Genomic DNA, 14,798 nt, shown 5'->3' with positions numbered 1-14,798 from the left:
GTGTTATTCAGGGTACGGGAACACAGTTAAGGATTTCAGTCAGCACATCGTCAGTAGTAATGCCTTCTGCCTCTGCGGTATAAGTTAAGATCAGGCGGTGGCGCAGCACGTTGTGAAACACGGCCTGAATATCATCCGGAGTAACAAAGTCACGATCTGCCAGCCAGGCTTTGGCTCTGGCACAGCGTTCCAGCGCAATAGTCGCGCGGGGGCTGGCGCCATAGCTTACCCAGGATGCCAGCTTGGCACTGTAAGCTGCGCCATTGCGGGTTGTCATGATTAACTGCACGATATAATCCTCGAGGCTATCCGCCAGGTGCAGTTTTAAGGTGGCCTGACGGGCACTGAAGATCTCGGCCTGGCTTATTGCAGCAGGCTGGCTTTGTGCTTTATTCAGGGCTTCGTTACGGGTTAACCTGAGTATTTCCCGCTCGGTTTCGGCAGTAGGGTAGTCTACTTTAAGGTGCAATAAAAAGCGGTCGAGTTGGGCTTCCGGTAACGGATAAGTGCCTTCCTGCTCCAGCGGGTTCTGGGTGGCCATTACCAGAAATAACTCTGGTAGCTTGTAAGTGGTGCGGCCAACGGTAATTTGTTTCTCGGCCATCGCTTCCAGTAATGCTGACTGCACTTTGGCCGGTGCCCGGTTAATTTCGTCTGCCAGAATAATATGATGAAACAGCGGACCAGACTGAAACTCAAACTGGCCGGTTTCCGGCCGGTAAATATCGGTACCGGTTAAATCTGCAGGTAATAAGTCCGGGGTAAACTGTACCCGGTGGAACTCAGCTTCAACCCCGTGTGCCAGCGCATTTACTGCCCGGGTTTTCGCCAGACCTGGCGGGCCCTCAACCAGTAAATGACCATTAGCCAGTAAGGCCAGTAAAATGCCTTCAGTAAGTTCAGGTTGGCCTAATACCTGACTATCGAGATACGACTTTAAGGCGGAAAACGCATTTACCATAATGATATTAGTCTTTTGGTTAAAAGTTTTGGTTACTTTCTGCACAGTTAGCTTTAAAAACAGCTAGGCTATGACGTTATAACCTAAATAAGGTTCAGTTTGCATTAAAACAAGTGTTTTAATTGGCAGCAACTGTCGTTACAATCAAATTATCTTTACAGGTCAGACCTGTTTTGGCTTCGACTATTTCGCACGATAAAACGAACTTCATAAGAGGAAAGCTATGTCAGCGCCCATTAAACTTCATACCCGCAGTGGTGATCGGATAGCGATTGTCTCGGGCTTACGTACGCCTTTTGCAAAACAAGCTACAGAGTTACATGGCGTTTCGGCGCTGGACCTGGCTAAACTGGTGGTTAACGAATTACTGATCCGCAGTGAACTGGATGCCAGCCTGGTACAACAGGTTGTGTATGGCCAGGTGGTACAAATGCCTGAAGCGCCAAACATTGCCCGGGAAATTGTGCTTGGCACCGGCATGGGGGTGCATACCGATGCATATAGTGTTACCCGGGCTTGCGCTACCAGCTTTCAGTCAGTTGCCAGTGTTGTTGAATCGATGATGGCTGGCACGCTTGATATTGCTATTGCCGGCGGCGCTGACTCCAGCTCAGTGCTACCTATCGGGGTCAGTAAAAAACTGGCCCGGGCTCTGGTAGATATGAATAAAGCCAAAACCTTTGGTCAGAAACTCAGTATTTTACGTCGGTTGGGTTTGAAAGATCTTATGCCAGTGCCACCAGCTGTTGCTGAATACAGCACTGGCTTATCAATGGGCGATACCGCCGAGCAAATGGCTAAAACCCATGGCATCAGCCGCGCCGCCCAGGATGAAATGGCGCATCGCTCGCACAGCCTGGCAGCAAAAGCCTGGCAAAACGGGTTAATGGCTAACGAAGTGATGACAGCCCATGTCGAGCCTTATAACAAATTCCTGGATATCGATAACAATATCCGGATGGACTCAAAGCTGGAGTCGTACGCTAAGTTGCGGCCGGTATTCGACCGCAATCATGGTACCGTTACCGCTGCGACCAGTACGCCACTTACTGATGGTGCTTCGGCGGTGTTAATGATGACAGAGAGCCGCGCCAAAGCCTTAGGTTACAAGCCACTGGGCTTTGTTCGCAGCTATGCGTTCTCGGCCATTGGGGTGCATGAAGATATGCTGATGGGACCGTCTTATGCCACGCCGATTGCACTGGACCGGGCCGGAATGAATCTGAACGACCTTACCCTGATTGAAATGCATGAAGCCTTTGCCGCTCAGGCTCTGGCCAACATGAAAATGTTTGGCAGTAAAAAGTTTGCCGAAGAAAAACTGGGCCGCAGTCAGGCGATTGGTGAAATTGATATGGCCAAATTTAATGTTAACGGCGGCTCGCTGGCTTATGGCCATCCGTTTGCAGCTACTGGTACCCGCTTAATAGTTCAAACCCTGAATGAACTGCAGCGTCGGGGCGGCGGTGTTGGCTTAACTACCGCTTGTGCTGCGGGGGGCTTGGGTGCTGCAATGATTGTGGAGACTGAATAATGACTAATATACAACAAAGCAGTTTTAGCCTGGCCATCCGTGACGATAAGGTTGCGGTGATCACCATGGATATTCCGGGTGAAAGCATGAATGTGCTGAAGGCCTCTTTTGCCGATGAGATTGACGCCATTCTGAATACACTGCAAAGCGACAGCGCGGTCAAAGGGGTGGTGATTATCAGCGGCAAAAAAGATTCATTTATTGCCGGTGCTGATATTTCTATGCTTGATAGCTGCGAAACAGCAGAGCAGGCCGAAGACATTGCCCGGATGGGCCAGCAGATGTTTGACCGGCTTGAGCAACTGAAAATACCGGTGGTAGCAGCGATCAATGGCCCTTGTCTGGGCGGTGGCCTGGAGCTGGCGATGGCCTGTCATTCCCGGGTTGCTACTGATTCGGCAAAAACGGTACTTGGTTTGCCGGAAGTGCAGTTAGGTTTGCTGCCGGGTAGCGGTGGCACCCAGCGTTTACCGCGGCTGGTTGGCGTGCAAAAAGCGCTGGATATGATGCTGACAGGTAAACAATTACGGGCTTCGCAGGCTAAGAAAGCCGGCCTGATCGACGAAGTCGTACCGGTAACTATTTTACTGGACGCTGCAGTAAAACGTGCGTTGCAGGGTAAAGCTAAAAGCGTTGCCAAAGACAAAGGTATGCTGGCGAAATTGCTGGAGAATACCGGCCCTGGCCGTAATTTATTATTCTCTCAGGCCCTGAAGCAAACGTTAAAGAAAACCCAGGGCAATTATCCGGCGCCGGTGCGGATTATTGAGGTGGTACGCAAAGGCCAGGATAGTGGCTATGCCGCAGGCCTGGCAGCAGAAGCTAAAGCCTTTGGCCAGCTATGCATGACCAAAGAGTCGGCCGCGCTGCGCAGTTTGTTTTTTGCGACGACTCAGATGAAAAAAGAAACCGGGGCCGGTGATACTCAGCCTCAGAAAGTACGCAAGGCTGCGGTATTAGGTGGCGGTCTGATGGGCGGTGGTATTGCTAACGTCAGTAGTACTAAGGCCGGAGTACCGGTACGAATTAAAGATATCAACCAGCAGGGCATCAGTAATGCGCTGAAATATAGCTATGATTTGCTGCAGAAGAAATTTAAACGCCGCTTTATCAGTAAAGCTGAAATGCAAAAGCAGTTACTGTTATTAACCGGTACGACAGATTACAGCGGTTTTCATGATGTCGATTTAGTCATTGAAGCGGTATTTGAAGATCTGGCGTTAAAACAGCAAATGGTAGCGGATATTGAGCAGCACTGCGCAGAGCATACCATTTTTGCCAGCAACACCAGCTCATTACCTATTGGTCAGATTGCCGCTAAAGCGGCGCGCCCAGAAAACGTAATTGGCCTGCATTATTTTTCACCCGTTGATAAAATGCCGTTGGTCGAAGTTATCGCCCACGATAAAACCTCAGCGCAGACTATTGCCACTACCGTTGCTTTTGCGCGTAAGCAGGGGAAAACGCCAATAGTGGTTAAAGACGGCGCCGGTTTTTATGTTAATCGTATTCTGGCGCTGTATATGAACGAGGCCGCCAACCTGTTGCTGGCGGGTGAGCCAGTCGAAAAAATCGATAAGGCACTGGTGAAGTTCGGTTTCCCGGTCGGCCCCATCACCTTACTGGATGAAGTGGGTATTGATGTTGGCGCCAAAATTTCACCCATCCTGACTGAGCAACTTGGCGAGCGCTTTGCACCTCCAGCCGCCTTTGACAAGTTGCTGGCCGATGGCCGTAAAGGTAAAAAATCGGCCAAAGGCTTTTATGCGTATGGCAAAGCGGCGAAAAAAGGTGCTAAAACGGTCGATAGCAGCGTGTATAACGTACTTGGCGTTACGCCGGGTGGCAAGCTTGCTGGTGACGCCATCGCCAGTCGTTGCACTGCGCAAATGCTGAACGAAGCAGTACGTTGTCTGGATGAGGGGGTGATTGCCTCTGCCCGTGATGGTGATATTGGTGCCATTTTTGGTATTGGTTTCCCACCGTTTCTGGGGGGGCCGTTCCGTTATATCGATACCTTGGGTGTCACTAATCTGGTGGCAACCCTGCGTCAGTTGCAAGCTGAACATGGTGAGCGTTTTGCACCTTGTCCGCGCTTATTGGCAATGGCGGAGCAAAACAGCCGCTTTTATCAATAGTTTTTGCAAAAATTCAACTAAAGCTTAACAGTTAACAGCAGCAGTCGCCGGTATAATATCCGGCGACTGCGTTAACATATTTATTGGGGAGTTACCGGTGTTATTAGTACCTGTTGTCTGGCTGTTTGTTGCGTTTGGGGTTTATGTTGCGGCACTGCGCAGTGGCATGCAGGCGTTACAATGGGCGTTGGCTGCACTTTTTACCGGGCCGTTTTTATTACCGTTGTTTAATAGTCATAAGCGGTTGTTACTATGTAAAGTTCGCGGCAAAAATAGTGGCTTGTTCCGGCCATAATTGAACCCGCTCTAAGCTGCCAGGCGGTTAATATGCCGGCGCAACTGTTGAATAATCTGTTGCAGCAAAGGCTCATTGGTTGCCTGATGTAATGTCGCAGCAAATAACTCTCTGCTCATCTGGGGCGCGCTGTCCACTTTTCTGAGGCTATTGCTCTGTAATAATGGCTGTACCATCACTTGCGGCAAGTAAGCTGTTGCAGGGCTTTGCAGCATCATCTCCAGGGCAATTTTCGCACTGCCGGTTCGCAGAAAAGGTGGTGGCATATCGGCAAAGTGCTTGGCGTGCTGAATATCAAATGACGTGCCCCAGTCGACCAGGATGTAATGTTGCGCCATGGCCGTGTTTGGCTCAGTATGATTGCCACTGGTCACTGCTATCAGTTTAATATCGTCCAGTTTTTCTACCTGTATTTCGTCAACCTTGGGTGGGTCAAACACCACAGCCAAATCCAGGTTGCGTTCCAGCAATAATCTGCCTATCTGTTCTCTGCCCAATGATTCAGCACGCCAGGCCAGTTCAGGATATTGCTGCTGCACCTGGATAAAGCCTGGCAGCAGGAAGCTATCCCATACATTAGCAGTTGCCGCGATTGAAAGCTGCTGAGCTTGTTTGTTGCTTAATGCCACCTCTTGTTTAGCACGTTGCAAGGCAGTCAGCATGGCCTGAGCATGCGGTAATAAACGTTCCCCGGCGGCGGTAAGCTGAATATTATTACGATAGCGACTGAATAAATTAACACCAAGTTGCTGTTCTAACTGGCGAATGCGAAAACTAACAGCAGATTGAGTTAAATACAGGTTTTCAGCCGCCTTACCAAAATGGCGGGTACGCTGTACTTCCAGAAAGGTTTTTAACAGTTCAGTATCCAAGGGAGAGCCTTAAAGTTATTTATCGTGTCAATAAAAAATATTTGTTTTACGACTGGAATTTTGTTAACCATACTCCGCACAGTTTAAACAGGCTGGCTTTATATTCAACGACATTAGAGGAAAAAAGTGATGCAGCAAAGTTTTGTCGCTACTCGTCGCTTTTTCGATGACCGCAATTTCCCTCGTGGTTTTACGCGGTCCGGGCGCTTTACACTGGCAGAGGGTAACCTGCTGGAAAAACATGGTTTCGCGATGCAGCAGCTGGAACAAGGTGCGCGTGAACCGGTGAACGAGGAAGAGCAACGGTTTATTCTGGTTTGCCGGGGGGAGGCTGAAGCAAGTTCTGCCTTTGAAAAAACCTGGGTTAAATACAAACAGCGTCTGAATGAAAAACGCAAATTTCATACTGTTTTTGGTAAAAAACGCATCGCAGATGGTGCCGACGATTTTTCATACGTCGAAACAGACACTGACTAAAGCCCTGCGGGGCTTTTTTTATAGCTGTTAGCCTGGAATGGCTGTTAAGCGGGTGCGCTGTTTCTGGTCTGCTAAAAATGCGGCAAAATCTGCTGCAGAAAGTGGTTTGCTGTAATAATACCCCTGAATAGTTTCGCAACGTAATTTGCGCAGCATATCCAACTGATCTTTGGTTTCGACCCCTTCGGCTACCACATTTAAACTTAAATTGTGGGCGATGGTGACGATGGTATCCACCATATTCCGGCCACGGGCATTATCCATATCATCGATGAAAGCTTTATCAATTTTCAGCGTGTTAAGTGGGAATTGCTTTAAATAGGCCAGTGATGAATAGCCGGTACCAAAATCATCCATCGCCAGATGAATGCCGCGAGCCCGTAACTTTTTCATGGTATCTATCGCCAGCTTAGGCGACTGCATTACTGTACCTTCGGTGATCTCAAGTTCCAGATGGTAAGAAGGTAGCTCGCATTGCTCCAGTACGTCATCGATTTGCTGGCATAGGTTTGGCAGCATAAATTGCTTGGCTGACAGGTTGACCGCAACCCGGCCCTGAAACAAGCCCAGTGCCAGCCACTTTTTAACATCTTCACAGGCTTTGCGCAGCACTACGGCACCAATCTCAACAATCTGGCCTGTTTCTTCTGCCACCGGGATAAAACTGGCTGGACTAACCAGGCCGCCTTTAGGGGTAATAAACCGCACCAATGCTTCCATGCCGACAATATTACCGGTCAGAATATCCATTTTCGGCTGATAGAACACACTGAAGTAATCTTCTTTTAAACCATAGCGAATTAAATTTTCGACTTGCAGCCGTTTTACCGCTTGTTTATTCATGCTGTCATTAAAAAACAAATAACGGTTAGCGCCATCGTTCTTCGCATGGTACATCGCTGTGTCGGCATTTCGCAGCAGTGCCTGCGGATCGTTGCCGTCGTCCGGAAACAACACGATACCAATACTGCTGGTTACTGCCAGCTCATGCTGGCTGATAAAAAACGGCCGGTTAATTTGTTCCAGTAAGCCTTTCGCCATCGAGGTGATGGTATGAATATCGTTAGTGTCGTTAAGTAAAACTGCAAATTCGTCGCCACCAAGCCGGTACAACTTATGCTGATAGCGGGGGTCGGTATGCAGCCGTTGTGCTAACTTACACAGCAGCGTATCACCCAGTTCATGGCCCAGAGAGTCATTTATTTTCTTAAAGTTGTCTAAATCGAACACCAGCAACGCGTGCACGGCATCAATGGTTACCAGGCTGGCCAGTTTAGTCATAAATACTGCGCGGTTTGGCAAACCGGTCAGGGTGTCGTTGTTAGCCAGCCTGCTTAATTCTGCTTCCCGCAGTTTGCGCTCAGTAATGTCTGACAAGACGCCTACATACTGCTGCGGGTTGCCTTCCTCGTCTTTAATAACGTCAAAGGCCAGCTCGGCCTGATATATCTCGCCATTGTCTTTCTGTTCGCGAATTTCACCGCTCCAACGGCCATGTTTAGCCAGCTGGAGCTGAATATCCTGCATAAAGCGGCTGGGATAGAGGGATAACTCAAAACGGCTGTTGATTACTTCTGCGCGATTTTTGCCGGTAATGCTGCTAAAAGCCGGGTTAACCTCGATAATATGAAACTGGGTATCACAAACCAGAACGGCATCAGATATATTTTCGAGACAGCGGGCAAATAATTGCATTCTGCCTTCAGCTTCTTTTAACTGATGAATGTTTTTCAGGGTACCTGTCATCCGGCTTGGGCTGCCATTACTGGCGTAGGCAACGACCTTGCCGCGGTCAAGCACCCAGATATAAAGGCCTTCAGCAGTGCGTAAACGGTATGTCGCTTCAAAGAAAGCACTACCACCATTGAGGTGGTTATTCAGCAAATTGATAACCCGCCCCAAATCCTGAGGATGAATTTGTTGTTTATTGGGGGGGAAGTCACGGGTTTCCGGGGTTAGTTCCACCGGTTTTAACCAGGAACTGGAGCGATATAATTCTCCAGACAGAATTCGCCAGTCCCATAGTTCGTCACCGCTGCCCCATAGTGATAGTCGCAGCCGCTCTTCACTTTTAGCCAAACGCTTATGGTAGCGCCGCATTTTGACAATGCTGGCATGGGCCAGCAGCAAAGCGGCACAGGCAAAAATTAATACCGCAGAAAAGACATAGGGCTGCACACCGTCCCAACTCAGCGCAGAAAGCCCGAACGGAAAAACAGCCAGCAGTAAAAAAGTAGATTTAGCGCTAAAAAACTGACGAATGCCCACAAATTACAACATTTTTATTGTTATTACGTCTAAAGTAACCAAGTTTGGGAAAAGTGTCAAAATCAATTTACGCTACCGCAATTTTTCGCTGGAGTTCAGCTCTGCTCATTGTTTTGATGTGACTGATCCCGTTGTTGGGGCCGGAAGCCAGCAACAACATATCATAATCATCTGCTAACAGCTGTTTCAGCAGATCGATAAAATGCTGTTTATCTAATTTATTGAGTGCGCTGATTATTTTATGAGTCAGGTCAAAACTGGTGTCGTCTTGACCCAGCGCCAGCCACAGTCGTTTCGCCCGTGAGCCAAGGCTGCTGTCACGTTCAGTCAGCTGGGCTGTTAAACCGTGCTTCAGATCAACGAAAGTAGCTTCTGTCATATCTTCAATCTGTGCCAGAAAATCCTGGAAAAAAATCAAAGTGGCCTGATATAACGCGGTGCACTCGTAGTTAGGAGACTGAATATAAAAAGCAATACCGGGCAGGGTGTTAATCGGCACATAGCCGGTGCCGACTAAATAACCCATTTGTTGTTCGGTGCGCAACTGATGAAAATAATGGGGTGACATTAAATGGTTAGCGAGCATAAACAATGCCATTTGGCTGGCGTTGGCCTGCCCGGCTGCAAGGTATACTACTATTGCGTGATCAGTGCTATCTGTCTCGGTGTGCAGCCAGACCGGGCCTGTGCCTTTGATGCTGTAAGTTTTAGCCGGAATTTTACTGCCTGTGCCGGCTTGTTGTGCCAGCCAGTTGTGTAGCATAAGCTCCAGATCAGCAGCACTGCTTACTGGCCAGTTGCCGATCAGTAACGCCTCCAGATGAACGTCTTTTAATAATTGTGCTGAAAAGTGACAGAATTGGCTGAAGCTCAGCAGTTCCAATTGTTCGATTAATACTTCAATTTCCGGATTAAGCGGCTGGAGCAGCGCTGACAGCTGGCTGAATAATCTGGCAACAGGCTTACTTTTACTACTGTTGGCCCAGTGCCTGCAGAGTTGTTGTTTAAGCTCAGTAAACCGTAGCTCAGAAAATGTCACATCATTTATTTGCAGTAAAATATTCTGCAAAAGTTGGATCTGGTTAGCCGCCAGGCCTGAGGTGTGGATGCTGATACCTTGTTTCTGCACATGCAGGTTATAACTGAGCCCGGCATTGGTTGCGGTATAAAACTGTTGATTAATATGATCCTGAAATAACTCCAGCCAAAGCCTGCTGGTAGCCAGCTGGCCATTGTTGGCAATGCTTTGCGGCAAACTAAGCTGCAAAAATATATGGCCTTTAGGTGTATTAAATTCAGTGTCGGCTTTATACCAGATACTTAACCCCGGTTTATTGCAGATTTGCTCTGGCACAGCCATATGCTGATTTTTTTCCAGTAAGCTAAGTTGCTCGGTCAGATAAGGGTTGGTACCGGGTAGCGTAATCTCAGCAATCGGGCCGGTATTCTGTAAGCTGTGCAATAGTGCATCATTTAATCTGGTGACGGAATAGGGTGTGTTGTACCATTTTGCTTCTGACAGCACCGGCACGTCGGGTGCTATCAGCATCAGCCGCATATTGTCCGGCCTGAACCAGCTCAACAGCTGCTGATAAACTGACTCAGCAGGTAACTCCATCCGATAGTCACCAAAAATAGTATCTTCAACCGGATAATGTTGCAGATTTACCGATAACTGACTGGCTGTTTGCAGGGCATCAGCGGGTTCCTGATAAATGAAGGACCAGTGTAGTAGTTTTTGTCGTTCAAAAAATAAACTTTGTGGTAGTGAGTGCTGCTTTATTCTGGCCAAAGCACTGTAAAGCGCGCGTAATACAGCTTCTGTGTTGGCACGGCCTGCTTTGGTCAGTTCAAAAGACACCGTAAAGTCTTTGTAATTACTGCCATCAATACCACCACCGGCGCTAAGTTGGTTTACCAGTCCGGCATTTTTCAGGTAACTGAGTAATGAGCCGTCGCTTTCATCCCCGAGAATTGAGGCCAGAAAACTGACTATTTTATGCGGATACCAGGGTTGAATGTCAGGTAACGCAAAGCTGACAACCAGTTTGTCGGAGTCTTTGTGTGGTTTGATATTCAGTAAAATTGCCTGGTGCTCTGCCAGATAAAGGGGCTCGGCCAATGGTGCTTTTGCCGGTAGCTCTGCGGGTAGGGCGGAAAAATACTGTTTTACCCACTGCGCCATGGTCATTAATGAGCTGGACGAAACCAGACACAAGCTCATTCTGCTGGCGCTGTATTGCTGCTGATAAAACTGCAACAAGGCTGCACGCAGCGTTTGTTCAGGTTTATCATTGAGTGTATTTAGGTTACCTACAGAAAACTTGGCAAAAGGATGAGCAGGATTAATGGTTTCTTTATGTACCTGATAAATTCGCCTGCTGTCATCTTTAAGCTTCAACGAGTATTCAGCCTCAATCGCATGTCGTTCTTTTTCAACATAGGCTGCAGTAAACAGAGGGCGGCAAAACATATCTGCAAAGCGGGCAATGGCTTGTTGCAGCTGCGGCGGATCGATATCAAAGTAAAAATGACTATGCTCTGTGCCGGTCCAGGCGTTATGGCTGCCACCATGTTGACTGATAAATTGCTGGTACTCACCGGGATCGGGGAAGTTTTCTGAACCAAGAAACAGCATATGTTCCAAAAAGTGTGCCATTCCCTGATAATCAGCCGGGTCATCAAAATGGCCGACGTTAATGGTCAGCGCGGCAGCAGCTTTTTCGGCGCTGTTATCTTTTACCAACAATACAGTTAGACCATTGTCGAGTGTCAGGTGTTGATAGGCTCTGTTATCGTTTGGGCTTTGCTTTATATGTACTTTTTCCAAGAATTATCCTATGTCGGTATGGTAGTACTGCAAGATAGCCGATCTTTGATAGCATTTAGTAATAAACAGGCTATTTGTTATGCGTTAATAGCAGTTACGTTAGTGCCAGACTTTATTTATCATAGCGCACAATTTTTGCCCGGCGTATGCTTTTTAACAATGGCACACAAAAACACACTGACTAAGTAGTACGGTATCAATATAAATGGTTAACATTGTTATTATGCGTCATGGTGAAGCTGAGCCGTTGACGACGCAAGACAGTCAGCGTCCGCTTACCGTCAGAGGTAAACGCGAGGCATTGCAAATGGCGCAGTGGCTGCAAAATTGCTACAGCTCCTTTAGCAACGTTTGGGTCAGTCCTTATTTACGTACTACTCAGACTGCCGAAATTTTGCTGAGTAAGCAAGGAACCGTTTGTCAGTTGCAGACTCAGGCTGAGCTGGTACCTGACGGTAACCCGACGCTTATGCTTGATTTAATTGATGCCAGATTAAGCGAGCAACCCGATGCCACAATTTTGCTGGTATCTCACATGCCTTTGGTAAGCTTTATGGTTGAAGCCCTGACGCAACGGGGACAAACACCGGTTTTTAGTACCGCTTCATTATGTTGCATCGATTATCAACCGGCAAAAGGCGGTCGTTTACTGGAAAAAATTGCGCCGCAGGATCTGGCATTGCTATCACATTAACTCCCTCAATACACGATAACTGCAACACCAGGATTACCACGCCAGTGCTACTGGCGTAGCTCAAATTCAGGCTGATTAATTTTTAGCAGCAGTAATAAGGCGCCATGTTTGCCCCAACTTTTTGGTGCGGTATGAAACGCCCGTACATTGGGATGCTGGATTAGCCAGTTAGGTACTTTACGCGCCAGGATACCTAATCCTTTACCGTGCACCACGCAGGCACAATTAAACTGCTGCTGCTGGCAGTAGGCAAGTAAGCCCGCCAGTTCGGTTTTAGCCTGCTGTTGGCTTAAGCCATGTAAATCCAGCACCACCTGCGGTTGAAACTCTGCCCGCTTTAAGCGTCCGGCCAGGCGGGGATCATCACCCGGTTGGACATAAGAAAGTGAGCCGCCGTCAGTAACGAAACCTTCATAGCCATCTGAGAAAAAGAACAAGTTCTGCTCGTTATCCGGCATATTTGACCCTGGCCGGGCTTTTTTCTTGCTGGCTTTACTGACAGGGACTATCTTGTCTTGCAATAGCGGGCGTGCGCCAGTAACCGACTGGCGAAAAAGGTCGCTGTCTTCGGCTGATAAGTGGGCTGGTGCAGAAAGCTTCTTTCGTTGCATCGCGCAAGTCTATACAATCTGCCCATTTTTTACAAAGAGCGAATACTGTTATGGCCGATTATAACCCGATGTTTTCAGAATCAGAGATTAATGACGCGCTCGAGGCGCTGGTCAGCGTGCATGACTGGCTGCGTTTTGCGGTAAGCCGTTTTAATGAAGCCGGGGTATATCTTGGTCACGGCACCGACAACCCTTGGGACGAAGCCGCAGCCCTGCTGGCGCATTGTCTGTTTTTACCACCGCTAACTGATGATAAATTGCTTGGGGTCAGGCTAACGATGCCCGAGCGGCGGGCCTTTATTGACCTGCTGACCCAGCGTATAGAGTTGCGGATACCTGCGGCGTATCTGACCCATCAGGCCTATTTTTGTCAGTTACCTTTCTATGTCGATCAACGGGTGCTGGTGCCGCGTTCACCGATTGCCGAACTAATAAACGAAAAATTCAGCCGCTTTGAGCTTGCTGCGCCGCCAGAGCGGATCCTCGATTTATGCACTGGCTCAGGTTGTATTGCCATCGCCTGTGCCTATGCCTTCCCTGATGCTCAGGTTGATGCGGTAGATATTAGCCCGGATGCATTAGCCGTGGCCGATATCAATATTAACGAGCATGGTTTGCTGGACAGGGTATATCCGATTTTATCTGATGGGTACGATGCGCTTGCTGGCCAGCAATACGATCTTATTGTTACCAATCCACCCTATGTGGATGCTGATGATATGGCTGATTTGCCAGAGGAATACCGGCATGAACCGGAGCTGGGGCTGGCATCCGGCCATGATGGCCTGGAGTTAACCCGGCGAATTCTGGCCCAGGCGGCAGCGCATCTGACCGAGCACGGTTATTTAATTTGTGAAGTGGGCAATAGTATGGTTGAATTGCAGGATAGATATCCAGACGTCCAATTTAACTGGCTTGAGTTTACTGCCGGTGGCCTTGGCGTGTTTGCGCTGAGTAAAGCTCAGCTTATTGCCCACCAACACTTGTTTGAGGAGAACTAAATGGCCGGCAACAGCATTGGTCAGTTATTTAAAGTTACCACTTTTGGTGAAAGCCATGGCCCTGCGATTGGCGGTATTGTTGATGGTTGCCCGCCGGGAATGCAGTTAACGGCTGAAGATTTACAAACTGATTTAGATCGTCGCAAGCCCGGCACCTCACGTTACACCACAGCCCGGCGCGAGGACGATCTGGTAAAGATATTGTCTGGTGTGTTTGAAGATACTACTACAGGTGCCAGCATCGGTTTACTGATTGAAAATACTGATCAGCGCTCGCAGGATTATTCCAATATTAAAGATTTATTCCGGCCTGGCCATGCCGATTATACCTACTGGCATAAGTTTGGTATTCGTGACTATCGGGGGGGCGGTCGTTCTTCTGCGCGGGAAACTGCAATTCGGGTAGCGGCAGGCTCTATTGCTAAAAAATATTTAAAAGAGCACTGCGGTATCGACATTCGCGGTTATCTGGCGCAATTAGGTCCGGTAAAGGCGGAAAAGCTAAACTGGGATGAAGTTGAAAACAATCCGTTTTTTTGCCCGGATCCGGATAAAATTGCCGAGCTGGATGAGTATATGCGCCAGCTTAAAAAAGCGGGTGATTCAGTAGGGGCCCGGGTTAATGTTGTTGCAACCGGCATGCCTGTCGGATTGGGAGAGCCGGTGTTTGACCGGCTGGACGCTGATATTGCCCATGCCATGATGAGCATCAATGCGGTAAAGGCGGTGGAAATAGGTGACGGCTTTGCCGTTGTGGAACAACACGGTTCAACTGATCGTGATGAGTTAACGCCGCAGGGTTTCAGCTCCAACCATTCTGGCGGCACGCTGGGTGGTATATCGTCGGGGCAGGATATTAAAGTCAGTATTGCCTTAAAGCCGACTTCCAGTATCAGTATCCCGGGTAAAAGTATTAATGTTAACGGCGAAGTGGTTGATATCGTAACCAAAGGCCGGCATGACCCCTGCGTTGGGATCCGGGCGGTACCCATTGCTGAAGCCATGCTGGCTATAGTGTTAATGGATCACTTATTGCGTCACCGGGCGCAAAATGCCGGGGTCAGTGTAAGCACGCCTGATATTGCCAGCGCTAACCGATAATTAAACGGCACTCGTC

Annotated in this window: 12 protein-coding genes; 7 read left to right on the top strand and 5 right to left on the bottom strand. The window is 48.5% G+C overall.

Features of this window, described 5'->3' with window-relative positions; translation table 11 throughout:
- Positions 1–7: 7 nt before the first annotated feature.
- Positions 8–961 carry an AAA family ATPase gene (locus H141_RS0102120; RefSeq protein WP_026349174.1) on the bottom strand — a complete coding sequence of 318 codons (954 nt, stop codon included), beginning with the start codon at positions 959–961 and terminating at the stop codon, positions 8–10.
- Positions 962–1,184: 223 nt separating this feature from the next.
- On the opposite strand from H141_RS0102120, the gene fadI reads away from it, so the two are divergent.
- The 3 genes from fadI (at position 1,185) to H141_RS0102105 (ending at position 4,928) form a co-directional block, all read left to right on the top strand.
- Positions 1,185–2,495, top strand: coding sequence for an acetyl-CoA C-acyltransferase FadI (fadI, locus tag H141_RS0102115; protein WP_019674594.1), 1,311 nt, complete (start codon positions 1,185–1,187; stop codon positions 2,493–2,495).
- A complete protein-coding gene (fadJ, locus tag H141_RS0102110) occupies positions 2,495–4,633 on the top strand; it encodes a fatty acid oxidation complex subunit alpha FadJ (RefSeq protein WP_019674593.1) in 2,139 nt (712 codons plus the stop codon). The genes fadI and fadJ overlap by 1 nt, the downstream gene beginning before the upstream one ends.
- A 97-nt stretch (positions 4,634–4,730) precedes the next feature.
- The gene (locus H141_RS0102105) at positions 4,731–4,928 is read left to right on the top strand and encodes a hypothetical protein (protein ID WP_019674592.1); all 198 of its coding nucleotides are present in this window, start codon (positions 4,731–4,733) and stop codon (positions 4,926–4,928) included.
- Positions 4,929–4,939: 11 nt separating this feature from the next.
- On the opposite strand, the gene hdfR is transcribed toward H141_RS0102105, so the two are convergent.
- Entirely contained in the window at positions 4,940–5,800 is an 861-nt protein-coding gene (gene hdfR, locus H141_RS0102100; RefSeq protein ID WP_019674591.1) for an HTH-type transcriptional regulator HdfR, read from the bottom strand.
- 129 nt (positions 5,801–5,929) lie between these two features.
- Between hdfR and H141_RS0102095 the strand changes: the two genes are divergently transcribed.
- On the top strand, positions 5,930–6,277 hold the full coding sequence (locus tag H141_RS0102095; RefSeq protein ID WP_019674590.1) for a MaoP family protein: 348 nt from the start codon (positions 5,930–5,932) through the stop codon (positions 6,275–6,277).
- A gap of 27 nt (positions 6,278–6,304) precedes the next feature.
- Here the strand turns inward: H141_RS0102095 and H141_RS0102090 are convergent, their stop codons facing one another.
- Entirely contained in the window at positions 6,305–8,545 is a 2,241-nt protein-coding gene (locus tag H141_RS0102090) for a putative bifunctional diguanylate cyclase/phosphodiesterase (RefSeq protein WP_019674589.1), read from the bottom strand.
- A gap of 67 nt (positions 8,546–8,612) precedes the next feature.
- Positions 8,613–11,375 (bottom strand): insulinase family protein, encoded by a 2,763-nt coding sequence (locus H141_RS0102085; RefSeq protein ID WP_019674588.1) that lies wholly within the window; start codon positions 11,373–11,375, stop codon positions 8,613–8,615.
- Positions 11,376–11,580: 205 nt separating this feature from the next.
- Here H141_RS0102085 and sixA point away from each other — a divergent pair, with 205 nt between their 5' ends.
- Complete coding sequence (gene sixA, locus H141_RS0102080) at positions 11,581–12,069, top strand: phosphohistidine phosphatase SixA (RefSeq protein ID WP_019674587.1); 489 nt, start codon at positions 11,581–11,583, stop codon at positions 12,067–12,069.
- Positions 12,070–12,116: 47 nt separating this feature from the next.
- On the opposite strand, the gene smrB is transcribed toward sixA, so the two are convergent.
- Complete coding sequence (smrB, locus tag H141_RS0102075; RefSeq protein WP_026349173.1) at positions 12,117–12,680, bottom strand: endonuclease SmrB; 564 nt, start codon at positions 12,678–12,680, stop codon at positions 12,117–12,119.
- 50 nt (positions 12,681–12,730) lie between these two features.
- On the opposite strand from smrB, the gene prmB reads away from it, so the two are divergent.
- The gene (gene prmB / locus H141_RS0102070) at positions 12,731–13,681 is read left to right on the top strand and encodes a 50S ribosomal protein L3 N(5)-glutamine methyltransferase (RefSeq protein ID WP_019674585.1); all 951 of its coding nucleotides are present in this window, start codon (positions 12,731–12,733) and stop codon (positions 13,679–13,681) included.
- On the top strand, positions 13,682–14,782 hold the full coding sequence (gene aroC / locus H141_RS0102065) for a chorismate synthase (RefSeq protein ID WP_019674584.1): 1,101 nt from the start codon (positions 13,682–13,684) through the stop codon (positions 14,780–14,782). It abuts the gene before it with no gap.
- The last annotated feature ends 16 nt before the right edge of the window (positions 14,783–14,798 follow it).

It is taken from the genome of Arsukibacterium perlucidum DSM 18276 (assembly GCF_000382165.1).
GTDB lineage: Bacteria > Pseudomonadota > Gammaproteobacteria > Enterobacterales > Alteromonadaceae > Alishewanella > Alishewanella perlucidum.
The sequence above is the reverse complement of the archived record's forward strand: the minus strand, read 5'-3'. Positions and strand labels throughout refer to the sequence as shown.

Excerpts from the sequence above, each read along its gene's own strand:
- H141_RS0102120 (WP_026349174.1), bottom strand. The coding sequence starts at position 961 with ATGGTAAATGCGTTTTCCGCCTTAAAGTCGTATCTCGATAGTCAGGTA.
- fadI (WP_019674594.1), top strand. The coding sequence starts at position 1,185 with ATGTCAGCGCCCATTAAACTTCATACCCGCAGTGGTGATCGGATAGCG.
- fadJ (WP_019674593.1), top strand. The coding sequence starts at position 2,495 with ATGACTAATATACAACAAAGCAGTTTTAGCCTGGCCATCCGTGACGAT.
- H141_RS0102095 (WP_019674590.1), top strand. The coding sequence starts at position 5,930 with ATGCAGCAAAGTTTTGTCGCTACTCGTCGCTTTTTCGATGACCGCAAT.
- sixA (WP_019674587.1), top strand. The coding sequence starts at position 11,581 with ATGGTTAACATTGTTATTATGCGTCATGGTGAAGCTGAGCCGTTGACG.
- smrB (WP_026349173.1), bottom strand. The coding sequence starts at position 12,680 with ATGCAACGAAAGAAGCTTTCTGCACCAGCCCACTTATCAGCCGAAGAC.
- prmB (WP_019674585.1), top strand. The coding sequence starts at position 12,731 with ATGGCCGATTATAACCCGATGTTTTCAGAATCAGAGATTAATGACGCG.
- aroC (WP_019674584.1), top strand. The coding sequence starts at position 13,682 with ATGGCCGGCAACAGCATTGGTCAGTTATTTAAAGTTACCACTTTTGGT.